This window comes from Flavobacterium cauense R2A-7, from assembly GCF_000498475.1.
GTDB classification, from domain to species: domain Bacteria; phylum Bacteroidota; class Bacteroidia; order Flavobacteriales; family Flavobacteriaceae; genus Flavobacterium; species Flavobacterium cauense.
This window is the reverse complement of the sequence record NZ_AVBI01000001.1, coordinates 459,731-485,768: the sequence shown is the minus strand read 5'-3', so window position 1 is coordinate 485,768 and position 26,038 is coordinate 459,731. Positions and strand designations below refer to the sequence as shown.

The following is a 26,038-nucleotide window of genomic DNA, read 5'->3' as shown; positions in this document are numbered from 1 at the left end:
GTTAATTCAAAATGACTTTAAAACAACAGTTTCCGAGTCTAATTGGGATGCGATAAATGAAGAATATTTACCATTATTTAAAAAACACACATCTGAAATTTAAACAATTAACAGAAGAATATGATGTTTTAACGTATCTTTTAGCGGCAATTTTAATTACAATCCCTTTAAACTTTGCGTTTGGGAGTATTACTTGTATTCTTTTTTTTATTGTTGCGCTTTTTTCGGTTGACAAATCTAACTTTCACTTCAACAAAGTAATATTATTACCCATGATTTTATATTGTATCATGGTTTGTTCGTTGTTTTGGACAAAAGATTTCAACGCAACGGTATCCGGTTTGCAAAAAGACATTTTGTTTTTATTAATGCCTTTAGCCTTTTTTTTCATCATTCCATTAAAAAAAAGTTCCTTAAATAAAGTGTTTCGGCTGTATGGTTTTGGCATGTGTTTTTACACGCTCTACTATTTTTCAAACGCTCTAATCCGTTATTTTAGTACCGGAAACCGTAATGTGTTTTTCTTTCACGAATTAGTAACCGTAGATTTGAACGCTATTTATATGGCTGCTTTTGCGTCTTTTGGAATGTTTTATTTTATCTCTATTAAAAACAAAACAATTATCGATCGAATTTGTATATTCACCTTACTGTTTTTTGTTTTTTTATTATCCTCCAAAAGTGTCTTTTTTATTGATTTGTTGTTGATTGTTTGCTACTACAGCTTTTTTTCTAAAACGCCCACAGATATAAAAGCACTTACTATAATTTCAGTTTTCTTTTTTTCAATATTCTCCATATTATTTGTGGAAAGGGTAAGAGAACAGTTTCTGATGGAATATGAAACCGCTTTTGTCGATAATACCATTAATGAGAATTTTGGTACTAAAACGGATGTGGTTTATAATGTTAGTTTAAAACAAGCTTGGAGCAATGAGAAATTTCAGCCTAATAATTTTTTTCCGGGTACCGCATTAAGGGTTTTTCAGGTACGCATTTTTACAGAAATGTTGGCGGAACAGAATATAGTGTTTTCAGGTTTTGGGCATGAAGCCTCACAACAGGAAATTGAAAAAAAAATTACTCAGCATCAACTGAATTTAGGGTATCGTGTTTTCAATTTTCACAATCAATACGTGCAAACTTTTGCAGAGTTAGGTGTATTCGGATTTATAGTTTTTACTGTAATGTTATTTCTGAACCTTAAAAACGCCATCTCCGGGAAAAATTTACTGCATTTAGTTTTTGCCGTAACGATGATAGTATTACTTTTGACGGAATCAATCTTTTGTCGTCAACGAGGAATCGTCTTTTTTATAACACTTTTTTGTATTTTCAATACAATCAATTATAAAGACCAAACAGAATTTAAATAATGAAAAGAATTTTAATTACTGGTGCAGCCGGATTTTTAGGGTCGCATTTGTGCGATCGTTTTATAGCAGAGGGATATCATGTTATTGGCATGGACAATCTGATTACCGGAGATTTAAAAAATATTGAACATCTTTTCAAATTAGAACATTTCGAATTTTACCATCACGATATTACTAAGTTTGTCCATGTTCCGGGACAATTGGATTATATATTGCATTTTGCGTCTCCGGCCAGTCCGATCGATTATTTAAAAATTCCGATCCAAACACTAAAGGTTGGTTCTTTGGGAACGCACAATCTGTTAGGATTAGCCCGCGTGAAAAAAGCACGAATTCTTATCGCCTCCACTTCCGAAGTCTATGGCGATCCGTTAATTCATCCGCAAACGGAAGAATACTATGGCAATGTGAACACCATTGGTCCGCGTGGCGTTTACGATGAAGCAAAACGTTTTCAGGAATCCATAACTATGGCCTACCACACATTTCATGGTGTGGAAACCCGTATCGTCCGTATTTTTAACACCTACGGACCAAGAATGCGTCTAAACGACGGTCGTGTAATTCCGGCTTTTATCGGTCAGGCGTTGCGCGGTGAAGATTTAACCATTTTTGGCGATGGTTCCCAAACCCGTTCGTTCTGTTATGTAGACGATCAGGTGGAGGGGATTTTCCGACTGTTGCACTCCGATTACCATTTGCCGGTCAATATCGGTAACCCGGATGAAATCACCATTAAAGATTTCGCTGAGGAAATCATTAAATTAACCGGAACCCAACAAAAAGTGGTTTACCATCCGCTTCCGGTAAATGATCCGATGCAGCGTCAGCCGGATACCACAAAAGCAAGAGAAATTTTAGGATGGGAAGCCAAAGTCTCGCGTTCCGAAGGCATGAAAATTACGTATGAGTATTTCAAATCGTTGTCTCCGGAAGAATTAGCCAAAGAAGAACACAAGGATTTTTCAAAATACATTTTCTAAGTGGGAAAACAAGCAGGACGATATTCCGGTTATTTAAGACCGTTCTCCTATTTGCTGGACTTAATTATTATTAATGTTCTGGCATCTGTCCTGTTATTGGATGCCCTCAATATAATTTACTACCATTTTTTCGTGTCGGTTTCATGGATAATCATCGCTTGGAATGTTGGTTTTTATGAGGTGTACCGTTTCACAAAAGTGGTTGATATCTTCCGAAAAATTTTCAATCAATATGCCTTATTCATTATTCTGAATTTTGCGTATTTAGGGTACTTTTTAAAATTTTCCGAACCTTCACAAATTTTTAAATTTGCAACCTTTTCAGTAATTTTAATTTCTCTGGCGAAACTTTCGATTTTTTATTTTTTACGACGGTTTCGTGTTATTTTCGGTGGGAATTTCAGAAGGGTTGTTATTGTTGGCGATGGGGAAAACGTATCCCAATTGGCTGATTTTTTCAACGAAAATCCGGATTACGGATACAACCTGATTTCACTTTTTGATTTGAAAGGAAACAAAACGGAGCAGATTAACACTTGTTTTTCATTCGTTTTGGAGCACAAAATTGACGAAATCTATTGCTCTCTTTCTGATATGGAAAACGAACTGATTAATCAGTTCATAGATTTTACCGACAATAACCTGAAGGTCTTAAAATTTTTACCCGATGAAAATGAGGTTTTGTCGCGCAACATGAAATTCGATTATTACGGTTATATTCCTGTGGCTTCTTTACGGGATATTCCTTTAGATAAAACGATAAATATGATCGTGAAAAGAGGATTCGACATCGTGTTTTCATTAATCGTTATCGTTGGAATACTGTCTTGGTTGACTCCAATTTTAGCTTTCCTGATAAAAAGAGAATCCAAAGGCCCGGTTTTTTTCAAACAAAGACGAAACGGACTGAATTATCACGAATTCGACTGTTATAAATTCCGTTCCATGCGACCTAACGAAATTGCAGATATTGAACAGGTTTCCAAAAATGACCCCAGAATTACCAATATTGGACGTTTTATAAGAAAAACAAGTATCGACGAATTGCCGCAATTTTTTAATGTATTTTTGGGAGATATGTCAGTGGTCGGTCCAAGACCTCATATGGTTAGTCATACCGAGATGTATGCCAAAAGCGTTGATAAATTTATGGTCCGTCATTTTGTAAAACCCGGTATTACCGGATTGGCGCAGACTAACGGTTATCGTGGTGAAGTCGAAAGCGACAAAGACATCATAAATCGTGTGAAATATGATATTTTTTATCTGGAAAACTGGTCGTTACTTTTGGATCTGAAGATTATTTTTATGACGGTATTCAATGCTGTCAAAGGCGAGGAAAAGGCATATTAGAGGATTCTAATTTCTTCATTGATTTGCTCCAACTGCCTGTCAAACGAAAAAGATTCTTGGGCAGTGTCCTGGATTTTTTTTCTAGCAGTACTGTCGGTTTTTATAAGCGTAGCTAACAATTCATTCAACGACTCATACTCTTGGGGAGTTATCACTTTTCCCAATTTAAATTCGTTTACAAGATCTCCGCCTTCGCCTCCGGCTATATAAATAATGGGTAAACCGATATGCGCCATTTCGAAAATTTTAGAAGGAACCGAACCGTAAATCCGATTGACCAACGGAATCAATGCATAATCGGCTTTATGAAGCAGTACTTCATGAAGTGCCGTTCGCGTGAGTTCTCCATGAAAATGAATGTTTTTATTTGGATTTTCCTTGATAAATTCCAGAAGTTCCGTTTTCTCCGCACCATTGCCATAAATGTCGAGAATTACATTTTCCGGCAATCGGATGTTTTTGCAAAGGGTTACAATACCTTGCGCCACTCCTAAAAGTCCGGCATAAACTACGTGAATTTTATCTGAAGTTTCAGCGCCGGCGTTCTCCTGCAATTGAAATTTCGGATAGTTACGGTACAAAACGGTTTTGGTCGCTGCTCTTTCGCGAACATGCGTACAGATTTCTTCCGATTGTCCCAAAACCAAATCCGCATTTTTATAATTGTATCGTTCAATTTTTTCCAGCATACGGTAACTGAAACTTTCGTGCATTACCCCAAGTTCTTTTCCGGCCAAGGGCCATAAATCGGAAACATTCAAAATGATTTTTTTGCCTTTGAATTTATTCATCAGTACACCGAAAAAAGCAACAAAAAGCGGTGGCGACTGGATAATTACTTTTTTCGGAGTTTTAGTAAACAATAAGAAAAGACTCAACGAAAACGAAAACGACAGCATGGAAATCAGTCGGACAACTTTGTTTTTCGAGTTGCTCGGAAATACCCAGGTGCGGTAAACCGTAATGTCTTTCTCGACGGATTTGTGTTTCATTTTTCCCTGATACCCCTGAAAAATTTTTCCGTTCGGATAGTTGGGCAGCGGACACAAAACCGAAATGTTCCAGCCTTTGTCGTGAAGTCCGTGTGCCAGTGTTTCAATACGATTGGCGGCCGCTCCGGTTTCCGGCGGGTAATAATTGGATATGATTAAAATGTCTTGCATTATAGCGGTAAATCAAATAAAATGTCAACAATTCTATTGGCGGTTTGGCCATCCCAAAGTTCGGGGATTTGTACTTTTTTCCAGTTGTTCTCGGTAATTTTCTTAATATTTTCTTCCAAAGCCTTGAAATCGTTGCCCACCAAAACATTACTGCCCAATACACAGGTTTCGGGTCTTTCGGTGTTTTCGCGAAGGGTAATGCACGGAATATGCAAATACGTTGCTTCTTCGGTAATCCCACCGGAATCGGTAATCACACCCGCGGCATTTTTTAGCAAATAGATAAATTTCAAATAAGGTTGTGGCTCGACGATTTCCAGATTCGGATAGTGTTTTCCGATGGCTTCCACAATAGGTTTCGTTCTCGGATGAATCGGGAATACAATCGTAAAATCTTTGGCAAAAGAAGTGATGTTGTCCAGATAACGTTCCAGATTTTCTTTATTGTCTACGTTGGCCGGACGGTGCATCGTCAATACCAGATATTTTTTATCGGAAGTCTGAAGTTCGTCAAAAAAGGAAGGTTTTTCAATGCGTTCCAGATTTTTAACCAACGAATCGATCATAATATTGCCAACAAAAAAAATACAATCGTCTTCGATTCCGGCTTTTTTCAGGTTCTCATTAGCATAACTCGAGGTCGTGAAAAAATAATCGGTGATACTGTCAGTTACCATACGGTTGATCTCTTCGGGCATCGTCAAATCAAACGAACGGATTCCGGCTTCGATATGGGCTACTTTTACATTGGCTTTTTTGGCAACGATACTGCACGCCATGGTGGACGTTACATCGCCTACCACAATTACCAAATCGGATGGATTTTCTGCCAGTTCTTTCTCAAAACCAATCATGATGCCTGCCGTTTGTTCGGCCTGCGTTCCGCCACCCACCATCAGATTGGCATCGGGTTTCGGAATCTTCAGTTCTTCAAAAAAGGTGTCGCTCAGGTTTTTATCGTAATGTTGGCCGGTATGCACCAATCGGAACGAAATCGCTTTTCCTTCTTCCTGTTTTTTCTGAAGTTGATGAATAAGCGGTGCAATCTTCATGAAATTCGGACGTGCGCCGGCTACTATGGTAAGTTTAATCATGTTAGTTCGGATATGAATTGTTTGAGTTTGCCTCTCGAATTGCGAAGCAAACTGTTTTTTCGGTGATAGGAAAATTGTAAGCCCGGCTCTAGGTAGTTGTCTATGGCTTCCTGAATGCCTTTAATTTGTTCTGATGTTAGTTCTTTTTCGGAAACATAATCAATTTCAAAAGTGTCGATTTTGGTCTGACGGATAACAAATTCCTTTACATTTCCATCGTCTTCAATGATGCTTTTGGTTACGTAATAAAAGGTCAGTCCCGGCGATTTTTTTCCGCTGGGCAGTAGTGCTACATCATTCGTTCTTCCGATGAGTTTTTTCAGGATGGGTTTTTTCGGAGTGCTTCTTTCATCCAAAATTCCAATGTCGCCGATATCGTAACGAATAAAAGGATGCGCTTTGTTGTATAAAGACGTAATGACAATCCGCCCTTCCTGTCCGTTGGGAACCGGCTGGTTGTTTTCATCTAAAATCTCTAAAAACAAGGTTTCTGAATTTACCTGCCATTCGCCGTTGGGGTTTTGAAAGGCAATCAGGTCCAGTTCGGAAGCACCGTATTCGTTCACAATCGGAATGCCGAATTGCGTTTTCAAGAGTGTTTTGTCGTCGTCAAAGAGCATTTCGGAGGTCACCATGCAGACTTTCAGTGTCGGGCAAATTTCCTTCAGAATAATGTTTTTGGTCTGCAGAAATTTAGCGAACAATACGATTGAGCTCGTATACCCGTTGATGTAATCGAATTTTTTACTTCGGAAATGCTTGAGTACTTTTTCCAGAAAAGCATCCGACAGGTCAAATATCGGGAAACGATAGCGGTGTCCTAAAAAATCTTTTAACCGTTCCTTTCGATAACCGATGAAATCCAATGGAATACCATAAAAGCGTGCCTGATACGAGGTGTTGAAATCAATCCCGTACCAACCGAAACGGTGAAGAATCGAAGCCCAAGTTAGCGCATGGGCCTGCTTGTCTTTGGCAAAAACAAACGGGTCGCCACTGGATCCCGAAGTTTTATTTACGAAAACATTTTTTTGAGAATAGCCATCGGAAAGGCGATTGGTTAAGGGTTGTTGTAACTCTTTTTTGGTGAGTACCGGTAAATCGTTCCAGTTTTCAACGGAATTTTTCCCGATCAATTTACGGTAAAACGGATTGTTTTTCAAATGGAAATTCACAATTTCACTGCGCTGCGTTACAAGGTAGTCCTGATACTTTCCCTCCGGAATGGAAAGAATCGCATCAAAAGCAGCGTGGGCTTCCTTCATCGGGAAACCGTTCAATTGCAGTGAAAAATCAAATAATCGAAACACGTATCGGGTAAATTTCTCCAAAAATAATAAAACCCATGGCCATAAACTATCGTTAGAAACTTTTTTTTCCGTTGAAAACCGACTATTTTTGCACCCAAATCAACAACACAACACCATGACTATTTTATTGTTAGGCTCCGGCGGAAGAGAACACGCACTGGCCTGGAAAATGCTTCAGAGTTCTCATTGCTCCAAATTATTCGTGGCACCCGGTAATGCCGGAACTGCTTCTATTGCAACTAATGTTGTTCTCAACCCCAACGATTTTGCGGCGGTTAAGAATTTAGTGCTGACTGAAAAAATTGATATGGTAGTCGTTGGTCCCGAAGATCCTTTGGTAAACGGGGTTTATGATTTCTTTAAAAACGATGCCGATTTAAAAACCATTCCGGTTATCGGTCCGTCAAAACATGGCGCACAATTGGAAGGCAGTAAAGAATTTGCCAAAGAATTTTTGGTAAAACACAACATTCCTACGGCCGCTTACGACAGTTTTACCAAAGACACGGTTGAAAAAGGCTGCGAATTTCTAACTACATTACAACCTCCGTATGTTTTAAAAGCGGATGGTTTGGCAGCAGGAAAAGGCGTGTTGATTCTGAACGATTTAGCGGAAGCCCAACAGGAATTGCGTAACATGTTGGTGGATGCGAAATTTGGCGATGCTTCTTCCAAAGTGGTTATCGAGGAATTTTTAGACGGTATTGAATTGAGCTGTTTCGTTTTAACCGATGGGAAAAATTATAAAATCTTACCTACCGCGAAAGATTACAAACGTATTGGTGAAGGCGATACCGGATTAAATACCGGTGGAATGGGTGCGGTTTCCCCAGTGCCTTTTGCAGATGCCGTTTTGATGAAAAAAATAGAAGAGCGTATCGTGAAACCAACGGTTTTAGGATTGCAAAAAGACAATATTGAATATAAAGGGTTTATTTTCATTGGGTTAATCAACGTGAAAGGCGAACCGATTGTGATCGAATACAATGTACGTATGGGCGATCCGGAAACGGAAGTGGTGATGCCAAGAATAAAAAGCGACTTGGTGGAAATGTTCCAAGCGGTTGCCAATCAAACTTTAGGCGAGGTAACTTTGGAAATCGACTCGAGAAGCGCCACAACGATCATGGTAGTATCGGGCGGTTATCCGGAAGACTATGAAAAAGGAAAAGTAATTTCCGGGCTGGAAAAGGTAGAAGGTTCGATTGCATTTCATGCCGGAACGACCTTGAAAGACGGTAAGGTGGTAAGCAATGGCGGTCGTGTGATTGCGGTGACTTCCTATGGTGATAATTTCAGAGAAGCGATTGCTAAATCGTATGAAAATATCGAAAAAATCAAATTTGACAATATGTATTATCGAAAAGACATTGGTTTCGATTTGTAATAGAAAATAAAAAATCCCGATGAAAGTCGGGATTTTTTATTAGGTATCTTATTTTAAGAAAGAGTGAGCGGTAGTATCTTGCTCGTCTTCTCCCTTGTCTTTGAATATTTTCAATTCTTTTGTCCAATACCAAGTCCAGTAACAACAAACCAGAATAAAAATCCAGTTTACTGCGTTTGCGGTCCACCAGTTAGACAATTCCAATTCTCTCATCCATTCCATTGGAGCGAAAAGGATTTCTTCGAATAAATAGGCTATTCCTTCAAAAAAAGCTTTCATATTGTGTAATGTTTTTAGTTTATTTGGAACTTACAGGCCAAGAAAATAAAAACTTCTTCGGTCTTGTTAGTCTCTTTTTTGTACAAATGTTATCTTTACAGTCACAAAAATATAAAATATCTGCATGATAGCAAGCCTTTTTAATAAATCTCGTCCAATTAATTACGTTTTAATCAGTTTATTGCTGATTGTTTTTTATTTTTTGTACTTAACCAAGGACTTTTCGTGGACGGAATATTATTTTACTATTGTTCAGAAAACAGGATTATTATTGGTTTTAATTGCGTCGTTATTTTTGGTACGGTTCATTACCAAACGCAACGGACTGAGCAAAGACAACAGCTATGCCGCTTTTTTGTTTTTTATTTTTCTGATTCTTTTTCCGACTACGTTGGTGAATTCCAATATTATCCTGGCCAATTTTTTCTTGCTTTTGGCCTTAAGGCGTTTGATATCGATGCAATCGCTGGTTACGCCCAAAGAAAAGATTTTTGATGCCTCTTTTTGGATTTTCGTTGCTTCCTTATTCCACTTTTGGTGTATTCTCTTTCTGATTTTGGTTTTTATTTCGATAGTTTTCCACGTATCGAGAGACTATCGCAACTGGCTTATTCCTTTTATTGCTTTTTTTGCGGTATTAGTCCTGTTCATTTTAGCGGTATTGCTTATAGACCGGAACCTGTTGGGTTTTGTTGCCGATAAAATACAAATCAGTTTTGACTTTACATATTTTGAAAATACATTTCAAAACATAGCATTGGCTTTCTTCTCTTCGGTAGCCGTATTGTTTTTTGCTACTCAGGTTTTGGCACTTCAAAACCGTCCGTTAAACATGCAGTCATCCTACAAGAAAATCCTTTTCACATTCCTGCTCGGTGTAGCGGTTTACGTTTTGTCAGCCAGTAAAAACAACAGTTTTTTAATGGTCACTTTTTTTCCGTTATCGGTTTTAGGAACCAATTTTCTGGAAGGATTGGACAACAAATGGGTAAAAGAAAGCGTTTTGGGTGGCTTGGTCCTGATATCGTTAATTATTTTCTTCGGACAATTATAATTTGCTTCCGTAGGCCAAATCACCGGCATCACCCAATCCCGGCACGATATAGTTTTTTTCGTTTAATTTTTCATCCAAAGCGGCTACCCACAAATGGCAGTTTTCGGGCAGATTTTGTTCCAGAAACGCAATACCTTCCGGTGCGGCAATCACAACGGCAATATGAATTTCTTTGGGTTTTTGCTCCAGATGTAATTTGTGTAAAACCGCAACTAACGATTGTCCGGTAGCCAACATCGGATCAATTAAAATCAGATTTTTATCCTGAAAAGAGGGTGCGGCCTGATATTCGACTAAAATCTCAAATTTATCATCGTTGTCATAATGATGACGGTAGGCCGATACGAATCCGTTTTCCGCATCGTCAAAAAAGTTCATAAACCCTTGGTGTAATGCCAGACCGGCACGTAAAATAGAACATAAAACCACATTGTCCGCAATGGTTGTGGTGTGTTTTATGCCCAAAGGTGTCTGCACCGAAATGTCTTTGTATTCTAACGTTTTGCTCAGTTCGTAGGCCATGATTTCTCCGATGCGCTCAATGTTTTTACGGAACCGCATGCTGTCTTTCTGAATGGTAACATCGCGAAGTTGCGTTAAAAAATGATTCAGAATACTGTTTTTTTCGGAGATATAATGGATGTGCATGGGAATTGAATTTATTTTTCGGACTATAAAAGTATAAAAACTATATTTGTAAATAAAATTTAAAACTATGTTCGCTGAATTCGCCTTTCCCATTTTTGAGCAAAGTATCCGAGATTATCACGTAATCGACGATGTGTACCAACCCGTTTTGAACCCGTATGAAAAAGGTTCCATAGAATATTTGTTGTATGCCAAAAACTGGGTGGATACCGTACAGTGGCATTACGAAGATATTGTTCGTGATCCGAACATCGATCCGGTAGCGGCTTTGGATTTGAAACGTAAGATTGATGCATCCAACCAGGTGCGTACCGATATGGTGGAGTACATCGACAGTTATTTTCTTCAGAAATACAAAGATGTTCAGGTAAAACCGAATGCAAAAATCAACACCGAGAGTCCGGCTTGGGCAATGGATCGTTTGTCGATTCTGGCGTTGAAAATTTACCACATGAGTGAAGAAGCCAACAGAGCTGAAGCTACTCCGGAACACCGTGCGAAATGTCAGGAGAAATTAAACGTATTGCTGGATCAGAAAAGCGACATGTTTGTTTCCATTGGTCAGTTAATCGAAGACATAGAAAACGGCGACAAATACATGAAAGTGTACAAACAAATGAAAATGTACAACGACGAGGAACTGAATCCGGTGTTGTATCAAAATAAAAAATAGTCATCGCCAAGATGCCTAAACCAATACATATTGCTGTAATAAGGCTCTCAGCCATGGGTGATGTCGCAATGACGGTTCCCGTACTGAGAGCCTTAGTTTTGCAGTATCCCGAAGTGCAACTTACGGTAGTTTCAAGACCTTTTTTCAAGCCTTTTTTTGACGGGATTCCGAATGTGAATTTTTTTGCGGTCGATTTGCAAAAACGACATAAAGGGTTTGCCGGTTTGTTGCGATTGTATTCCGATTTACGACAACAGAATATTGATAGTGTAGCCGATTTGCATAACGTATTGCGATCCAAAGTGGTGCGGAATTTATTTAGGCTAAGCGGAAAAAAAGTGGCGGCAACCGATAAAGGCCGGGCCGATAAAAAAGCCCTTACCCGAACCGAAAATAAAATTTTTGCTCCGGTAAAACCGATGGTGGAACGGCATTGCGCTACTTTTGCCGAATTGGGTTTTGCAATTGATCTGACGAATCCAAAATTTCCTGAAAAAGCTTCTTTATCGGAAGAAATTATCACGGTTTCCGGAATAAAATCAGGAAAATGGATCGGAATTGCTCCTTTTGCCCAATACCAGAGCAAAGTGTATCCGCAGGATTTAATGCAACAGGTAATTGATACATTAGCACAGGATGCAAATAATAAAGTATTCCTTTTTGGTGGTGGAACAAAAGAAATAGAAATTCTGAACCGGTTAAAAAACAACTTGGAAAATGTAATAGTGGTCGCCGGAAAATTACAACTGCAACAGGAACTCGATTTGATTTCCAATTTGGATGTAATGCTCAGTATGGATTCCGGAAATGCACATATAGCCGCCATGTTGGGGGTGAAAGTAATTACCCTTTGGGGCGCCACACATCCTCATGCCGGTTTTAAACCGTTCAATCAACCGGACGATTTTTGTTTGACGTCAGACAGAACGAAATATCCGTTATTGCCAACCTCTGTTTATGGAAATAAAAAAGTGGAAGGTTATGAGGACGTAATGCGCACCATTTTACCTAAAACGATTATAGAAAAAATAGAAAAGGAGCTGAAATAGCTCCTTTCTTTTAAAATATCGGATTTTGTTCAGGGTCTTCTAAAAAAAACAGATTAGAAACCATTACACATCGTCGTAATCCACATAAATTTCATCGGAAGTCGGATGCGCCTGACAGGTTAGGATTAAACCGCTGGCAATTTCTTTATCCGTAAGAATGGCATTCTTTTTCATCTCGGCCGAACCTTTGGTTACGCGTGCCAGGCAACTGCTGCAAATTCCACCCTGACAGGAGTATGGTGCATCAATTCCTTGTTTTAAAGCGGCTTCTAAAATGGTTTGTTTTTGTGCCATTTCAAAACTTACTTCGTCGTCGTCGACCATCACGGTAATTTTGGTGTGTCCGCCCAAAGTATTTTCCGTTTTGGTTTCATTCGGTGTAGTGGAGAACAATTCAAACTTGATGTCTTTTTCAACTACATTGTGTTCTTTTAAAACATGGCTTACGGTTGAAATCATTTCTTCCGGACCACACAGGTAATATTTGGCAAATTCCTTTTCCGCATGTTTATTTTTCAAAACAAAATTAACGGTGGATTTTTCAATTCTTCCAAACATTGCCTCGTCTACAGTGGCTTGGGTAAAGGTAAAATGAACGAAGAAACGCCCCACGTATTGCAATTGTAAGTCGTGCAGTTGTTTGTAGAAGATGGTTTCTTCCGGTGATTTATTGGCATAGGTCAGTACAAAAGTACTTTTCGGTTCGTTGTGTAATGCCGACAGGATGATTGACATAATCGGGGTGATTCCGCTTCCTGCAGCAAAAGCGGCATAATTTTTTTGGTTGTCGGCTTTGGGCTCGAATGTGAATCGGCCTTCCGGAGTTCCCACTTCAATCAAATCACCTTGTTTCAGTGTGGTGTTGGCAAACTGCGAAAAAACACCATTGGCAACCGCTTTGATGGCAATGCGTAATTCGCCGCTCTCGGGTGACGAACAAATGGAATACGCTCTTCGGATTTCTTTTCCGTCCAAGGTCAGCTTCAGGTTCACATATTGTCCGGCAATAAAAGCATACTGCGATTTTAATTCTTCCGGCACATTGAATACAACAGAAACGGCTTGCGGGGTTTCGCGTCGTACTTCTTTTATGAGTAGTTTATAAAATGTAGACATGATTTAACTTGTTTAAAGAGCAAAAATAACTATTCTGAAATTTTTAAATATGATAAAAGGCAGAAATTAATAATAAAGTGACAGCGTATTGAAAATACTGCAATAATCCTTGCCGAATTTCACTCCGGGGATCAATTAATTTCAAAGACTTTCTTTCCCTTTCAGCCGATTTTTACTTACAAATTTCACACATATTAAAAAGAAACGTATTTTTACCCGTATTTATACTAAAGAACGATTTTGAAAGTTAAAGGAATAAAACGTTTTACCTTGAAAAACACGATAATAAAATATTTGTTGGGCATTGGATTTTTGGCTTTTTTTATTGCCTGCTCCACAAAAAAGAACACATTCGTCAGCAGGAACATGCATGCGTTAGCTGCCAGAGACAATATTTTATACAATGGACGGATAGCTTTCGATAAAGGTGTGGAAGACCTGAAGACCACCTATAAAGATAATTTCTGGACCATCCTCCCGGTGGAGCGTATGCAGGATAAAACAGAAGCAATCTTACCCGGGCAAACCAAAAATGCTAATTTTGACCGTGCCGAGACCAAAGCGATTAAGGCCATTCAGAAACATTCCATGAATATCGACGGCAGTGAGAAAAATCCGCAAATGGATGAAGCACACCTGTTGTTGGGAAAATCCCGCTATTACGACAACCGTTTTCTTCCGGCACTGGAAGCCTTCAATTATATCTTGTATAAGTATTCCAACAGCGATAAAATTTATGAAGCCAAAATCTGGAGGGAAAAAACCAACATCCGTCTGGAGAATGACGCACAGGCGATTAAAAACTTAAAGATTTTATTAAAAGACCGCAAATTAAAAGGACAGCTACATGCCGATGCGAATGCTATTTTAGCACAGGCTTATCTGAATACCAATGTAAAAGATACTGCCATTGCCAAACTGAAAATCGCCCGCGAACTTACCGAGCAAAATGAAGAAAAGGCACGGTACAATTTTATCTTAGGACAATTATATGAAAGTCTGAATTATCCCGACAGTGCCTATGCGGCCTTTCAGGAGGTAATTGACATGAAGCGGAAATCGCCACGGCGTTATGTTATTTGGGCACACGCCAAACAGGCACAACAGTTTGATTATAAAAAAGGCGATACGCTGGCCTTTTCAGAGCAATACGACAAGCTTTTAAAAGACCGGGAAAACCGACCTTATCTGGATGTAATCAATCATCAGAAAGGGTTGTTTTATGATAAGTTGGATAAGAAAAGTGACGCCAAAAAATATTACAATAAATCGTTGCGTTCTGTTTCGCAGGACAATTATCTGATGGCGGTAAATTATCGCAATCTGGCTGCCATTTATTTTGAAGAGGCCAAATACAGAACTGCCGGAAAATATTACGACAGTACGATGATGAAGCTGGACCAGCGTTCACGCGAGTATTTCGCCATAAAAAAGAAACGTGAAAATCTGGACGATGTAATAAAATACGAAGACATCATTCATCATAACGACAGTATTCTGAAAGTTGTAGCAATGCATCCGAATGACCAACGCCGTTTTTATGACGAATACATTTCCAAATTAAAAATTGAAGACGAACGCAAAGCGCTTGAAGCGGCCAAAAAAGCCGAAAAAGAACAGCAAAGCCCTGGCGATAAAACAGGGGCAAACGATCTTCAAGGTATTAAGGGAGGTAAAATGATGCCGCCGTCCGGAGATCCGGTTACCATGGAGCCGTTAACAATGGTGCCGCCAACCATACAACCCCGTGGCGCGATGGACGGACAATCCAGTTTTTACTTTTACAACCCGACAACGGTAGCATACGGTAAAGCCGAGTTTAGAAAAAAATGGGGTGACCGTAAATTAAAACAGGATTGGCGTTGGGGTTCCGTTTCGGATGCTTCAGGCGACAATCAGGATATTCAGGAAGAAACGCCAATTGAAGAAGTTGTAAAAACTGATGAGAAGGCCTTGGTGAAAGCGGAAAAACCGGAGTACACGGCTGATTTTTATCTGAATAGACTGCCTTCAGATCAAAAAATAATCGATAGTTTGTCGCGGGATCGCAATTTTGCCTATTTCCAATTGGGGAATATTTATAAGGAAAAATTCAGAGAAAACGAATTGGCTGCCTCGAAACTGGAAACCCTCTTAACCAAAAATCCAGAGGAACGCTTGGTGTTACCGACAAAATACAATTTGTATAAGATTTATGAGATCATCAATCCGGCCAAAGCCGAAATGATGAAGCAGGAAATTATTTCAGGATACCCAAACAGTCATTATGCACAGATTTTACTGAACAATGCGGTACAGATTACCGACAGTCCGGCGGTGGTTTATGCTACGTTATTCAAGCAGTATGAAAAAGGGGAGTATCAGGAAACGCTAAAACAAACCGAAGCTATGTTGCAGAATTTTTCAGGAGATGAAATGGCGCCGAAATTCGAATTGTTGCGTGCCCGAATTATTGCCCGATTGGATGGCGTTTCCGAATACAAGAAAAACCTGATGGCCATCGCACAAAATTATCCAACCGTCGAAGAAGGGAAGCAGGCAGACGCTATAGTGAAAAACGATATCCCGAAATTAGAGCAACTCGAATTGGGCAAAGCAACACCCAACAGTTGGAAAATCGTATTCCAGATTCCGTATCCTAATACTAATGATGCTAAAGTTAAAGTGCTGAACGAAAAACTGCAGCAATACATCAAAGACCGGAACAGTGAAAAAATCACGTTATCGAACGATGTGTACCGAGCCGATAAGAGCTTTTTGATTGTTCACGGGTTCAGCAGTAAGGAAGGGGCGCAATCCACGATTTCAGTATTGAAGGATTTCAAAGGCTACAAAATTCAGGATTCTGCTTTTGTGATTTCGAACGAAGATTACAAAGTTATTCAAATCAAAAAGAATCTTGCAGATTATCTGGCAACAATAAAATAAGACATGTTCGACAAACCACAGAAATCATACACCGACTTGTTAGGGAAAACCAACAGGATTGTTGAAGGGACAAGCCTAGAGGGTAATATTGTGTCCCAAGCCGATTTCCGTCTGGATGGTCATCTGATCGGAAATTTTACTTCTACAGGGCGTTTAGTTATTGGTCCGGCCGGCAGCGTTACGGGTGATATCATTTGTAAAACTGCCGACATCGAAGGGAAGTTTAACGGAAAAATCGAAGTGACCGATATTTTAAATATTCGCTCTAAAGCTTCCATAAAAGGCGAGGCCATCGTAGGGAAATTGTCGGTGGAGCCCGGAGCCGATTTCAGCGCTTCGTGTGTCATGCGAAATCTGCATAAAAATCCCTTAACCAATGGAGGATCAGAAGAAAAAATCGCCTAACAAATGGCTGGCACTGATTAATATCCCGTTTCAGATGGGTATCGTTATCTTTGCTTTCGCCTGGTTGGGGCAATGGCTCGATGAGAACCATCCGAACCCGAAAGTCTACTATAATAAAATCTTAGTTGTCGTAGGTGTTTTTTTGGCACTTTACAATGTAATACGACAGGTAAACGAACTGAATAAAAATGAATAAAGAAAAAGTACAAACCCTTTTGCTTGCGTTTTCGCTTACCCTAATCGCTTATATCGGTAATAAAAGTATTTCGTTACTACCGGAATTCAGTGCTTCGTATCAGAAGTTTCATTATTCGCTGGAAAACCTGTACGGTGTTTTTTTTGTTTTTACCCTGGTCATCCTGATAATCCTTCTAATCGTGAAAGATAAAAACTTGGATTATGTGGGAATGACCTTTTTACTCATTACTTCCGTGAAAATGGGAGTGTCTTTTTTTATAGTGCGTCCCATATTGGCGGAGACGAACCAGAACTTTGTGGAAAAAATAAACTTTTTTGTGATTTTTATTCTTTTTTTGGCAATAGAAACGATAATAACCATACGATTATTAAATAAAGGAAACGGATTGGATAAACAAAACATAAATTCCATTAAAAAATAATTCTAATAGCCGTTCGATATTAATAAAATATTTACCTTTGCACCAAATTTAAGAATCCTTAAAATTAAGTTATTAATAGTTATGGTGATTTCGAAAAAACCACTCCACTTTATAGTTGCAGCTTTAGTAGCATTTTTACCGTTGGTAAACTATGCAAATACAACAACGGATTCCACTGCGGTTCCTGTTGAGGCGGCTGCCGTTGCAGAAGGACAGCATCATGCAGAAGAGGCTCCGAAGGACTTGAAAACGGAAATTAAAGAATTTATTGGGCACCACTTAATGGATTCTTATGATTTTCATTTGTTTTCGTATAAAGATGATGCAGGTGTTGAGAAGCACATTGGTTTTCCGTTACCGGTTATTCTGATTGATAACGGACTTCAGGTTTTTTCTTCAGCTGAATTTCACCACGGAGAGCATGCGGCAGAAAGCAATGGAAACTATTACAGATTGTACCACGGTAAAATCTACAAAGTTGCCAATGCAGAAGAAGAAGTTGCGGTAGACGAACACCACCATGCCACCAACGCACAACCGTTGGATTTCTCCATTACGAAAAACGTTTTCATGATTTTTGTGGTTGCTTTAATTATGTTTTTCCTGTTTACCAATTTGGCAAAATCATATGCTAAAAACGGTGGAATCGCTTCGGGAGCAGGTCGTTTCTTCGAGCCAATCATTCTTTATATCCGTGATGATATCGCTATTCCGAACATCGGAAAGAACTATAAAAAATACATGAGTTATTTGTTGACGATTTTCTTCTTTATCTGGTTCCTGAATATTTTCGGATTAACACCACTAGGGATTAACGTTACCGGAAACATCGCCGTAACCGCTTGTTTGGCAATCCTTACTTATGTAATTACAACCCTTACCGCTAATAAAAATTACTGGGGTCACATTTTCTGGATGCCGGGCGTTCCGACACCTATGAAAATTATCTTGGCACCTATTGAATTGTTAGGAACCATTATCAAACCTTTCTCATTAATGATTCGTCTATATGCCAACATGGTAGCGGGTCACGTAGTATTAATGAGTATCATTGGGTTGATGTTTATTTTCAAAAACTGGTTGGGAAGCAGTTTGTCTTTCTTCTTAGCTTTTGCTTTATCTTTACTGGAAATTTTGGTAGCCGCTTTACAGGCTTATATTTTCACCATGTTATCGGCACTTTATTTTGGTGCGGCCAACGAGGAGCATCACCACGATGATCATCATTAATAAATTGAATGTTTAATTAAATATATATACATTATGCAAATTCCAACTATTGTAGGTGCTGGTTTAATCGTAATCGGAGCTGGTTTAGGTATCGGTAAAATTGGTGGTTCAGCAATGGACGCTATTGCTCGTCAACCAGAAGCTTCAGGAAAAATCCAAACAGCTATGCTTATCGCAGCTGCACTTATTGAAGGTATTGGTTTCGCAGCTTTATTCGCAGCTTAATCAGAAAAATGCAGACAACAGTTGTGACGGTTGGTTACAACTGTTGTTTTAAAAAATTAAAAAGTATTCTAAATTAGAATTTTTATATAATGGAAAAGTTACTAGATCAATTTTCGCTTGGTTTGTTTTTTTGGCAATTTTTGCTTTTCGTAGGATTAATTCTTTTGCTTAAGAAATTTGCCTGGAAACCTATTCTTGATGCGGTTAACGAAAGAGAAGAAGGAATTAAAGACGCGTTGCTTTCTGCAGAAAATGCAAAGAAAGAAATGATGAACCTTAAAGCGGACAATCAAAAATTATTGGATCAGGCTCGTGCAGAACGTGATACTATGATTAAAGAAGCTCGCGAAATCAAAGAAAAAATGATTGCTGATGCCAAATCAGAAGCGCAAGTACAAGGTGCTAAAATGATTGAGCAGGCAAAAGCGTCTATCGAAAGCGAGAAAAATGCCGCTTTAGCAGAATTGAAAAGTCAGGTATCTGGCCTTTCTGTTGACATCGCTGAAAAATTATTAAAAGCAGAACTTTCTAACAAAGAATCCCAATCCGCATTGGTTGAGAAAATGTTAGGTGAAGTTAAATTAAATTAATCGTATATGTCAAGAGCAGCGATTAGATATGCAAAAGCAATTTTAGATATTGCTAACGCCAACGGTAAAGCAAACAATGTAAACGATGACATGAAGGCTATCGTTACAGCTGTTGCGGAAAGCGTTGAGTTAAAAGAATTTTTATCCAACCCAACTGTTAAGGGGGAAGTAAAAGTTTCTGCTTTATCCGAAGTATTTGCTTCTGTTCAAAATGAAACAAAAAGTTTGTTCCGATTGTTATTGGAAAACAAAAGATTTGAGATTTTACCAGCGGTGGCTTCTCAATACATTCTTTTGTTTGATGAATTAAACGGTGTGGAAGTGGCCAAAGTAACGACTGCTTTTCCTATCACTCCGGAATTGGAGGTAAAAGTATTGGCAAAAATCAAAGAATTTTCTAATAAATCGGTTACCATTAACAATGTGGTGGATGAGTCCATTATTGGTGGATTTATTTTAAGAATCGGCGACAAACAATACAATGCTTCAGTAGCAAACAGCTTACAAACATTAAAAAGAGAACTTTTAAATTAGTATTTACCACGTCGGAAGGCGTTTAAATTATAAAACAGAATGGCAGAAATTAAAGCTGCTGAAATTTCAGCAATATTAAAGAAACAATTATCTGGTTTTGAATCAGGTGCTACTTTAGAAGAAGTGGGAACAGTTCTTCAGGTAGGAGACGGTATCGCTCGTGTTTACGGGTTGTCTAACGCTCAATACGGTGAGTTAGTACAATTCGAAAACGGGTTGGAAGCTATTGTATTGAATCTTGAGGAAGACAACGTAGGGGTGGTATTATTAGGACCTTCTACCGGAATCCGTGAAGGTTCAACGGTGAAAAGAACTCAGCGTATCGCTTCTTTAAAAGTTGGTGAGCAAATGGTAGGTCGTGTTGTGGATACTTTAGGTAACCCAATCGACGGTAAAGGACCAATCGGTGGTGATCTTTACGAAATGCCATTGGAAAGAAAAGCTCCTGGAGTTATCTTCCGTCAGCCGGTAACTGAACCATTACAAACAGGTATCAAATCTATCGATGCGATGATCCCGGTAGGTCGTGGACAACGTGAGTTGGTAATTGGTGACCGTCAAACTGGTAAAACTACTGTATGTATCGATACCATTTTGAATCAAAAAGAATTCTACGATGCTGGTAAACCAGTATTCTGTATCTATGTTGCCGTAGGACAAAAAGCGTCTACAGTAGCTGGAATTGCAAAAACATTAGAAGAAAAAGGCGCAATGGCGTATACGATTATCGTAGCAGCTAACGCTTCTGACCCTGCTCCAATGCAGGTATATGCTCCAATGGCAGGTGCTGCTATCGGAGAGTATTTCCGTGATTCAGGTCGTCCGGCTTTGATCATTTATGATGATTTATCAAAACAAGCGGTGGCGTACCGAGAGGTATCTTTGTTGTTAAGAAGACCGCCGGGACGTGAGGCGTATCCTGGAGACGTTTTCTACCTTCACTCTCGTTTATTAGAGAGAGCTTGTAAAGTAATCGCGGATGACAGTATTGCTAAAAACATGAACGATTTACCGGAAACGTTAAAACCAATCGTTAAAGGTGGTGGTTCGTTAACGGCGTTACCAATCATCGAAACACAAGCGGGTGACGTTTCTGCGTATATCCCAACCAACGTAATTTCGATTACGGATGGTCAGATTTTCTTGGATGGTGATTTATTCAACTCTGGGGTTCGTCCGGCAATTAACGTAGGTATTTCGGTATCGCGTGTTGGAGGTAATGCACAGATTAAATCCATGAAAAAAGTATCCGGTACTTTGAAATTAGACCAGGCGCAATTCCGTGAATTGGAAGCGTTTGCTAAATTCGGATCTGACTTGGATGCGGTTACATTAAACGTAATCGAAAAAGGTAAACGTAACGTTGAAATCTTGAAACAAGCGGTAAATACTCCGTTTACAGTAGAAGAGCAGGTTGCGATTATCTATGCTGGAACGAAAAACTTATTGAGAAACGTTCCGGTTGAAAAAGTAAAAGAATTTGAAAAAGATTTCTTGGAATACATGAACGCGAAACACAGAGATGTGTTGGACGCTTTAAAAGCGGGTAAATTCGATGATAACATCACTGATGTATTAGAGAAAGCCGCAAAAGAGATTTCTGCAAAATATTAATAATTTGATGGTTTGACGATTTGAAGATGTGATACTGCATCTTCAAATATTCAAATTGTCACATTTTCAAAGTAACAATGGCAAATTTAAAGGAAATACGTAACAGGATTACTTCGGTTTCATCTACGATGCAAATCACATCGGCGATGAAAATGGTATCTGCGGCAAAGTTGAAAAAAGCACAAGATGCGATTACAGCAATGCGCCCTTATGCCGAAAAATTAACCGAATTAATTCAAAACCTGAGTGCTTCTTTGGAAGGTGACTTCGCCGGAAAATATACTGATCAGCGTGAGGTTAAAAAAGTATTGTTGGTTGTAGTAACATCAAACAGAGGTTTGTGTGGGGCTTTTAATGCCAACGTATTAAAACAGGTTAAAAACCTTTCCGAAACCACTTATGCCGGAAAACAGGTAGGTGTTTTTGCTATCGGTAAAAAAGCACACGATGCTTTGGTGAAAACGAATTACGTGGTAGCCAACCGTAGCGATATTTTTGACGACTTAACCTTTGACAATGCTGCACACGTAGCAGAAGCATTGACCCATTTATTTGTAGATGGAGAGTACGATAAAATCGAATTGGTATACAATCAATTTAAAAATGCTGCTACACAAATTGTAGTTACCGAACAATTCTTACCATTGGCGCCAATTGAAAGTAAAGCGGTTACCACTTCCGATTATATTTTCGAACCGTCAAAAGAAGAAATTGTGTTGACTTTAATTCCTAAGTCATTAAAAACACAATTGTACAAAGCGGTACGAGATTCTTTCGCTGCAGAACACGGTGCACGTATGACCGCAATGCACAAAGCAACGGACAACGCAACCGAATTGAGAAATCAATTGAAATTGACATACAATAAAGCACGCCAGGCTGCTATTACTAACGAAATCTTAGAGATTGTTGGTGGAGCGGAAGCTTTAAATAATTAAGAATATTTCTTGAAATAGACTAAAGGATCAACAACTGTTGGTCCTTTTTTACTACCTTTGTTTAACGGATTAACTATCAATCTGTTACGACCTTAAAACGCTTAAAATCTTTTTTTGCGGTTCACTTTTTTTGCAGCTTTCTGTATCAACAGTTGAGTAATGCATTCATATCCTATCGGGAATAGGAGTCAGGTTCTGTTTTTTTATTGCGATTCCTCACCCGGAACAATCCATTTAAAAAACAAAGAAATGAAAAGAATTTTAGCACTTACCGCCCTATTTTTTTTCTTCCAAAGCTGCTCAAAGGAAGAATTTGATTCGACAAATTACGATTCGGCCGACAAAGGAGTGTTAGCAAACGCTCCGATAGAAATTAAAAACACTTATTTTGAAAACTGGGTTTCCGGTGTTCGCGGGGGCGGTGCAGGAACTCATTTTTACATTGAGTTAAAAGAACCGATTTCCGATGCAATTTTTCTGGGCGAATTGTATTTCAGAGGACAAAAAACCAAAGTGATTGCCTTGTCGGAATTACTTTATCTTGCCAATTTTCCTAATAATGCAAATCCTGCCGACGATGTTTCTTCAGGATCCACGACCGTTAAATCAACTTTATTCGAAAACCCGCCTTTTCCGATTGATGATGATCAGGCTTTGCTGGAATATTTTGTAAACAGGGAATTGAATTACTATCTGATAAAAAAAGTCAGCGAACAGGAATCTGAATTTCAGCCCCAATAATTTAGGTTTTATTTTACGAGTGGCAAGCTATTTGTTTAAATGATAGAGCAAAAAGCCAAAAAATTCTGATTGCGATTCGATGCGACCATCATAGGTATGACCTCTTCCGCTGTGTCCGGTTTTTTTCAGAACGTTAATGTAAATCGGATTTTTCTGAGCGACTCTGTTTTGAAGTTTTGCAGCAAATTTATACGATTGAAAAGGTGTCACCCTGTCGTCATTTTCACCCGAAAGCACCAATGTTATCGGATAATTTACATTTTCCTGTATGTTGTGATAGGGAGAATACTTCAGTAACGCTTCAAATTCGGATTTGTTATCCGGATCACCAAATTCATCCAAATGGTATTTTCCGGTTGTAAATAAATTGTATCGGGCCATATCAAATACCCCGGCAACCGGAACAACGACTTTAAACAAATCCGGTCGTTGGGTCATTGCTACACCCACTACCAAACCGCCATGCGAAGTCCCGGAAATCGCAAGTTTATTGGGCGAGGTGTATTTTTCCCGAATCAGAAATTCTGCCGCATCGATGAAATCATTAAACCCGTTAATTTTTTTAAGGCCTTTTCCGTCTTTGTGCCAATTAATCCCTTTTTCACCACCGCCTCGAATTTCCGCAAAGGCATATATGCCGCCGTTTCCAAGGAAATAAAGCAAACCGGATTCAAAATCAGGACCGCTGACAATTCCAAATCCGCCATAGGCCTCAAGCAATGTTGGGTTTTTGCCGTCTAATGGAAGTCCTTTTTTATGTACAATCGTAATCGGAACATCTTTCCCGTCTCTGCTTTTGAAGGTAACGGATTTTGTCTCAAAATAATTTAACGGAAAAATGGTTGGTTTGGGTTTAATGAAGTCATTGTAATACGCATTGGCTTCGCCGGTCAACAGATTTATGGTATAATTTTGGTTTGGAATTGTTCGGGAAAAAAAGGTAACAAAAAGGGTTTTGGTTTCCGGATCATAAAATTTGAATCGTAAATCGACTCCCACGGGAAGATCGATTTTCTTGAAAAAAGCCCCGGAGTTCTCATACACAATCAGGTAATTTTTCCCGACCGTTTTGTATTTGCAAACGATATAATCGTCAATAAAATATTGGCTTACCAATAAGTTATTGTAAATCTGCGGAATGACGACGACTTCGTCTTTGGGGTTTGCAATGTCCATTGATCGGATTTCTCCCCAATCGTATTTTCCGGAAGAAAAATACACTCTGTTGTTGCGATAACTTATAAATTTAAAATTTCGGCTGTCGTCTTCAATGAATTTTTCAAGCTGAAACGGAACCGTTTTCAAAGAAGCCGAATAGTATTTTTTAACAGTCTCTTCTTTGTTTGTTTCTGTAATAAAAAGACGTCCGCGGGACGTGAAAAAGGTAAAGTTGGTCTCGGATTTTGAAGTGTCAAATACCAGGATGTCTTTGTCCTGACTTTCGCCCATTTTGTGATAATACAACTGATAAGTGGAATCTTTGGCAAAAACCTGAGCGTTTTGGTTTCTTTTGTAAAAAACGCCTTCGTCTTCGTTCCATTCCACACCCGAGTATTTCAGGTCTTTAAGGGCATCCGGCACATTATTTCCCGAAGTTAAATTGTAAAACCGTACTTCGTTTTTGTCGCTGCCATTGGTGTTGAATTTGGTTGCTACATATTTGGAGTTTTTGGACGGATAATATCCGTTGATAAAAACCGTCGGCTCATTGTATATTTTGTAAGGATTGACAATTTCCATAGGAAAATCATCAACTTTTTTCCGGTAAGTAAGATAAGCCGATTTTGTGTCGTCTTTCCGATACAACTGATAAAAATATTTCCCTTTTTTCTCCGGTAAGACTCCAACAGCCAAACGATCGTATTCCCTAATTTTGGAAGCGATCGATTTTGTCAGATTGATTTCTTCAAAGTGGGTTTCTGTTGTTTTATTCTGATTGTCGACCCAATTCGTCACGTCTGCAGATTTGGTATTCTCCAGCCAAGCGTAATCATCAGGTAGGGAAATGCCGTGTTTAACGAAGGGAGAAGGTATTTTTTTTGTTGTAACTGCGTTTTGCGAAAAAGTAAAAACAGTACAAAGCAACATATATAAAACAAAGATTTTTTTCATTTTGAAGTCAGCCTGTAATATCACAACAAATATAGGGTTTGACTTTTACATCTTCATTAAAATAACTACATTTAAGGCTAAAATACTTACAGCGGAATCGGGGATTTTCTACAACCGATGAAACGGACTAACCCAAAAAATCATGAAACACATATTCCTTCTATTAACTGCTATGTTTTTTGTTTCCTGTGCGTCGCAAAAAAAAATCTCCGAAAGCGTGACACGATCGCTTACGGAAACCTATTTTGAAGGCTGGGTGTCCGGTGTACGTGGTGGCGGAGCCGGAATTAATTTTCACGTGGTTTTCCAAACGCCGCTTTCCAATCAAACGAAACTTGAAAAAGTAGTTTTTAAAGGGAAAGAAGCCGTTTTTCAAACGCAGGACGGATTGCATTATACCGCTTACATCATCACAAAGAGCGGCGGAAAAAATATGCCAGACCAAGAGCCGGTTAACGAGCCTTTGCCCGAGAGTACCAAGGCCGTGCTCTATTTTAAGCAAAACGGTAAAACGAAGGTACATACCATCAAAAATGTGAAGGAAAAAGAAATGCTGGCGTATCCGTCGATGAACAAACCAAGATAAATGTTACTTTTGCGTATCATTAGTCAAAAC

At 38.9% G+C, this 26,038-nt stretch carries 26 protein-coding genes; 19 read left to right on the top strand and 7 right to left on the bottom strand.

Features of this window, described 5'->3' with window-relative positions; genetic code table 11:
• The first annotated feature begins 272 nt into the window (after positions 1-272).
• From FCR2A7T_RS02240 to FCR2A7T_RS02230, 3 genes are read left to right on the top strand one after another with little or no spacing between them, the layout of a single operon-like run.
• Positions 273-1,376 carry an O-antigen ligase family protein gene (locus FCR2A7T_RS02240; protein WP_158634616.1) on the top strand — a complete coding sequence of 368 codons (1,104 nt, stop codon included), beginning with the start codon at positions 273-275 and terminating at the stop codon, positions 1,374-1,376.
• The gene (locus FCR2A7T_RS02235) at positions 1,376-2,359 is read left to right on the top strand and encodes a UDP-glucuronic acid decarboxylase family protein (RefSeq protein WP_023569643.1); all 984 of its coding nucleotides are present in this window, start codon (positions 1,376-1,378) and stop codon (positions 2,357-2,359) included. Before FCR2A7T_RS02240 ends, FCR2A7T_RS02235 begins: the two co-directional genes overlap by 1 nt.
• Positions 2,360-3,712: an undecaprenyl-phosphate glucose phosphotransferase gene (locus FCR2A7T_RS02230; RefSeq protein WP_023569642.1), complete on the top strand. Its 1,353-nt coding sequence runs from the start codon at positions 2,360-2,362 to the stop codon at positions 3,710-3,712.
• On the opposite strand, the gene FCR2A7T_RS02225 is transcribed toward FCR2A7T_RS02230, so the two are convergent.
• From FCR2A7T_RS02225 to FCR2A7T_RS02215, 3 genes are read right to left on the bottom strand one after another with little or no spacing between them, the layout of a single operon-like run.
• Positions 3,709-4,875 carry a glycosyltransferase family 4 protein gene (locus FCR2A7T_RS02225; protein WP_035116880.1) on the bottom strand — a complete coding sequence of 389 codons (1,167 nt, stop codon included), beginning with the start codon at positions 4,873-4,875 and terminating at the stop codon, positions 3,709-3,711. The two genes, FCR2A7T_RS02230 and FCR2A7T_RS02225, sit on opposite strands and share 4 nt — an antisense overlap.
• Positions 4,875-5,969: a non-hydrolyzing UDP-N-acetylglucosamine 2-epimerase gene (gene wecB / locus FCR2A7T_RS02220; protein ID WP_035116878.1), complete on the bottom strand. Its 1,095-nt coding sequence runs from the start codon at positions 5,967-5,969 to the stop codon at positions 4,875-4,877. Before wecB ends, FCR2A7T_RS02225 begins: the two co-directional genes overlap by 1 nt.
• Positions 5,966-7,279: a phenylacetate--CoA ligase family protein gene (locus tag FCR2A7T_RS02215; RefSeq protein ID WP_035116876.1), complete on the bottom strand. Its 1,314-nt coding sequence runs from the start codon at positions 7,277-7,279 to the stop codon at positions 5,966-5,968. The genes wecB and FCR2A7T_RS02215 overlap by 4 nt, the downstream gene beginning before the upstream one ends.
• A 115-nt stretch (positions 7,280-7,394) precedes the next feature.
• Between FCR2A7T_RS02215 and purD the strand changes: the two genes are divergently transcribed.
• Entirely contained in the window at positions 7,395-8,666 is a 1,272-nt protein-coding gene (purD, locus tag FCR2A7T_RS02210; RefSeq protein WP_023569638.1) for a phosphoribosylamine--glycine ligase, read from the top strand.
• 48 nt (positions 8,667-8,714) lie between these two features.
• Here the strand turns inward: purD and FCR2A7T_RS02205 are convergent, their stop codons facing one another.
• Positions 8,715-8,945 (bottom strand): DUF6341 family protein, encoded by a 231-nt coding sequence (locus FCR2A7T_RS02205; RefSeq protein WP_023569637.1) that lies wholly within the window; start codon positions 8,943-8,945, stop codon positions 8,715-8,717.
• A 124-nt stretch (positions 8,946-9,069) separates the two neighbouring features.
• Between FCR2A7T_RS02205 and FCR2A7T_RS02200 the strand changes: the two genes are divergently transcribed.
• On the top strand, positions 9,070-9,999 hold the full coding sequence (locus FCR2A7T_RS02200; RefSeq protein WP_023569636.1) for a DUF6427 family protein: 930 nt from the start codon (positions 9,070-9,072) through the stop codon (positions 9,997-9,999).
• On the opposite strand, the gene upp is transcribed toward FCR2A7T_RS02200, so the two are convergent.
• Positions 9,994-10,647: a uracil phosphoribosyltransferase gene (upp, locus tag FCR2A7T_RS02195; protein ID WP_023569635.1), complete on the bottom strand. Its 654-nt coding sequence runs from the start codon at positions 10,645-10,647 to the stop codon at positions 9,994-9,996. The two genes, FCR2A7T_RS02200 and upp, sit on opposite strands and share 6 nt — an antisense overlap.
• 67 nt (positions 10,648-10,714) lie before the next feature.
• Here upp and FCR2A7T_RS02190 point away from each other — a divergent pair, with 67 nt between their 5' ends.
• Both FCR2A7T_RS02190 and FCR2A7T_RS02185 read left to right on the top strand, forming a co-directional pair.
• Complete coding sequence (locus tag FCR2A7T_RS02190) at positions 10,715-11,320, top strand: DUF4254 domain-containing protein (protein WP_023569634.1); 606 nt, start codon at positions 10,715-10,717, stop codon at positions 11,318-11,320.
• An 11-nt stretch (positions 11,321-11,331) separates the two neighbouring features.
• Positions 11,332-12,369, top strand: a complete 1,038-nt coding sequence (locus FCR2A7T_RS02185) for a glycosyltransferase family 9 protein (RefSeq protein WP_035116874.1) — start codon at positions 11,332-11,334, stop codon at positions 12,367-12,369.
• Positions 12,370-12,432: 63 nt separating this feature from the next.
• Here FCR2A7T_RS02185 and FCR2A7T_RS02180 read toward each other — a convergent pair whose 3' ends face one another.
• Positions 12,433-13,485 carry a ferredoxin--NADP reductase gene (locus FCR2A7T_RS02180; protein WP_023569632.1) on the bottom strand — a complete coding sequence of 351 codons (1,053 nt, stop codon included), beginning with the start codon at positions 13,483-13,485 and terminating at the stop codon, positions 12,433-12,435.
• A 270-nt stretch (positions 13,486-13,755) separates the two neighbouring features.
• On the opposite strand from FCR2A7T_RS02180, the gene porW reads away from it, so the two are divergent.
• The 11 genes from porW to FCR2A7T_RS02125 all read left to right on the top strand — a co-directional run bounded on the left by porW (position 13,756) and on the right by FCR2A7T_RS02125 (position 23,310).
• Positions 13,756-16,413, top strand: coding sequence for a type IX secretion system periplasmic lipoprotein PorW/SprE (porW, locus tag FCR2A7T_RS02175; protein WP_035117025.1), 2,658 nt, complete (start codon positions 13,756-13,758; stop codon positions 16,411-16,413).
• Positions 16,414-16,416: 3 nt separating this feature from the next.
• Positions 16,417-16,818 carry a bactofilin family protein gene (locus FCR2A7T_RS02170; protein ID WP_023569629.1) on the top strand — a complete coding sequence of 134 codons (402 nt, stop codon included), beginning with the start codon at positions 16,417-16,419 and terminating at the stop codon, positions 16,816-16,818.
• Entirely contained in the window at positions 16,790-17,014 is a 225-nt protein-coding gene (locus FCR2A7T_RS02165; protein ID WP_035116872.1) for an AtpZ/AtpI family protein, read from the top strand. Before FCR2A7T_RS02170 ends, FCR2A7T_RS02165 begins: the two co-directional genes overlap by 29 nt.
• Entirely contained in the window at positions 17,007-17,438 is a 432-nt protein-coding gene (locus FCR2A7T_RS02160; protein ID WP_023569628.1) for a hypothetical protein, read from the top strand. Before FCR2A7T_RS02165 ends, FCR2A7T_RS02160 begins: the two co-directional genes overlap by 8 nt.
• 81 nt (positions 17,439-17,519) lie before the next feature.
• On the top strand, positions 17,520-18,668 hold the full coding sequence (atpB, locus tag FCR2A7T_RS02155) for a F0F1 ATP synthase subunit A (RefSeq protein ID WP_023569627.1): 1,149 nt from the start codon (positions 17,520-17,522) through the stop codon (positions 18,666-18,668).
• 33 nt (positions 18,669-18,701) lie between these two features.
• A complete protein-coding gene (atpE, locus tag FCR2A7T_RS02150) occupies positions 18,702-18,893 on the top strand; it encodes an ATP synthase F0 subunit C (protein ID WP_008255642.1) in 192 nt (63 codons plus the stop codon).
• Positions 18,894-18,982: 89 nt separating this feature from the next.
• Positions 18,983-19,483, top strand: a complete 501-nt coding sequence (locus tag FCR2A7T_RS02145; protein WP_023569626.1) for a F0F1 ATP synthase subunit B — start codon at positions 18,983-18,985, stop codon at positions 19,481-19,483.
• Positions 19,484-19,489: 6 nt separating this feature from the next.
• Positions 19,490-20,017, top strand: a complete 528-nt coding sequence (gene atpH / locus FCR2A7T_RS02140; protein WP_023569625.1) for an ATP synthase F1 subunit delta — start codon at positions 19,490-19,492, stop codon at positions 20,015-20,017.
• Positions 20,018-20,056: 39 nt separating this feature from the next.
• Positions 20,057-21,631, top strand: coding sequence for a F0F1 ATP synthase subunit alpha (atpA, locus tag FCR2A7T_RS02135; RefSeq protein ID WP_023569624.1), 1,575 nt, complete (start codon positions 20,057-20,059; stop codon positions 21,629-21,631).
• Between the two features lie 77 nt (positions 21,632-21,708).
• Positions 21,709-22,569 (top strand): ATP synthase F1 subunit gamma, encoded by an 861-nt coding sequence (gene atpG / locus FCR2A7T_RS02130; RefSeq protein ID WP_023569623.1) that lies wholly within the window; start codon positions 21,709-21,711, stop codon positions 22,567-22,569.
• Between the two features lie 249 nt (positions 22,570-22,818).
• The gene (locus FCR2A7T_RS02125) at positions 22,819-23,310 is read left to right on the top strand and encodes a hypothetical protein (RefSeq protein WP_131473126.1); all 492 of its coding nucleotides are present in this window, start codon (positions 22,819-22,821) and stop codon (positions 23,308-23,310) included.
• Positions 23,311-23,337: 27 nt separating this feature from the next.
• Here FCR2A7T_RS02125 and FCR2A7T_RS02120 read toward each other — a convergent pair whose 3' ends face one another.
• A complete protein-coding gene (locus tag FCR2A7T_RS02120) occupies positions 23,338-25,422 on the bottom strand; it encodes a prolyl oligopeptidase family serine peptidase (RefSeq protein WP_035116862.1) in 2,085 nt (694 codons plus the stop codon).
• Between the two features lie 142 nt (positions 25,423-25,564).
• Here FCR2A7T_RS02120 and FCR2A7T_RS02115 point away from each other — a divergent pair, with 142 nt between their 5' ends.
• Positions 25,565-26,008 carry a hypothetical protein gene (locus FCR2A7T_RS02115; RefSeq protein ID WP_035116860.1) on the top strand — a complete coding sequence of 148 codons (444 nt, stop codon included), beginning with the start codon at positions 25,565-25,567 and terminating at the stop codon, positions 26,006-26,008.
• Positions 26,009-26,038: the final 30 nt, after the last annotated feature.

Bases quoted from the DNA above. Each gene is read 5' to 3' on its own strand.
- FCR2A7T_RS02200 (WP_023569636.1), top strand. From the start codon at position 9,070: ATGATAGCAAGCCTTTTTAATAAATCTCGTCCAATTAATTACGTTTTA.
- FCR2A7T_RS02190 (WP_023569634.1), top strand. From the start codon at position 10,715: ATGTTCGCTGAATTCGCCTTTCCCATTTTTGAGCAAAGTATCCGAGAT.
- atpE (WP_008255642.1), top strand. From the start codon at position 18,702: ATGCAAATTCCAACTATTGTAGGTGCTGGTTTAATCGTAATCGGAGCT.
- atpB (WP_023569627.1), top strand. From the start codon at position 17,520: ATGGTGATTTCGAAAAAACCACTCCACTTTATAGTTGCAGCTTTAGTA.
- FCR2A7T_RS02125 (WP_131473126.1), top strand. From the start codon at position 22,819: ATGAAAAGAATTTTAGCACTTACCGCCCTATTTTTTTTCTTCCAAAGC.
- FCR2A7T_RS02115 (WP_035116860.1), top strand. From the start codon at position 25,565: ATGAAACACATATTCCTTCTATTAACTGCTATGTTTTTTGTTTCCTGT.
- FCR2A7T_RS02185 (WP_035116874.1), top strand. From the start codon at position 11,332: ATGCCTAAACCAATACATATTGCTGTAATAAGGCTCTCAGCCATGGGT.
- FCR2A7T_RS02170 (WP_023569629.1), top strand. From the start codon at position 16,417: ATGTTCGACAAACCACAGAAATCATACACCGACTTGTTAGGGAAAACC.
- atpA (WP_023569624.1), top strand. From the start codon at position 20,057: ATGGCAGAAATTAAAGCTGCTGAAATTTCAGCAATATTAAAGAAACAA.
- FCR2A7T_RS02240 (WP_158634616.1), top strand. From the start codon at position 273: ATGATTTTATATTGTATCATGGTTTGTTCGTTGTTTTGGACAAAAGAT.
- upp (WP_023569635.1), bottom strand. From the start codon at position 10,647: ATGCACATCCATTATATCTCCGAAAAAAACAGTATTCTGAATCATTTT.
- FCR2A7T_RS02225 (WP_035116880.1), bottom strand. From the start codon at position 4,875: ATGCAAGACATTTTAATCATATCCAATTATTACCCGCCGGAAACCGGA.
- FCR2A7T_RS02145 (WP_023569626.1), top strand. From the start codon at position 18,983: ATGGAAAAGTTACTAGATCAATTTTCGCTTGGTTTGTTTTTTTGGCAA.
- FCR2A7T_RS02180 (WP_023569632.1), bottom strand. From the start codon at position 13,485: ATGTCTACATTTTATAAACTACTCATAAAAGAAGTACGACGCGAAACC.
- atpH (WP_023569625.1), top strand. From the start codon at position 19,490: ATGTCAAGAGCAGCGATTAGATATGCAAAAGCAATTTTAGATATTGCT.
- FCR2A7T_RS02235 (WP_023569643.1), top strand. From the start codon at position 1,376: ATGAAAAGAATTTTAATTACTGGTGCAGCCGGATTTTTAGGGTCGCAT.
- purD (WP_023569638.1), top strand. From the start codon at position 7,395: ATGACTATTTTATTGTTAGGCTCCGGCGGAAGAGAACACGCACTGGCC.
- FCR2A7T_RS02165 (WP_035116872.1), top strand. From the start codon at position 16,790: ATGGAGGATCAGAAGAAAAAATCGCCTAACAAATGGCTGGCACTGATT.
- FCR2A7T_RS02160 (WP_023569628.1), top strand. From the start codon at position 17,007: ATGAATAAAGAAAAAGTACAAACCCTTTTGCTTGCGTTTTCGCTTACC.
- atpG (WP_023569623.1), top strand. From the start codon at position 21,709: ATGGCAAATTTAAAGGAAATACGTAACAGGATTACTTCGGTTTCATCT.
- FCR2A7T_RS02205 (WP_023569637.1), bottom strand. From the start codon at position 8,945: ATGAAAGCTTTTTTTGAAGGAATAGCCTATTTATTCGAAGAAATCCTT.
- FCR2A7T_RS02120 (WP_035116862.1), bottom strand. From the start codon at position 25,422: ATGAAAAAAATCTTTGTTTTATATATGTTGCTTTGTACTGTTTTTACT.
- wecB (WP_035116878.1), bottom strand. From the start codon at position 5,969: ATGATTAAACTTACCATAGTAGCCGGCGCACGTCCGAATTTCATGAAG.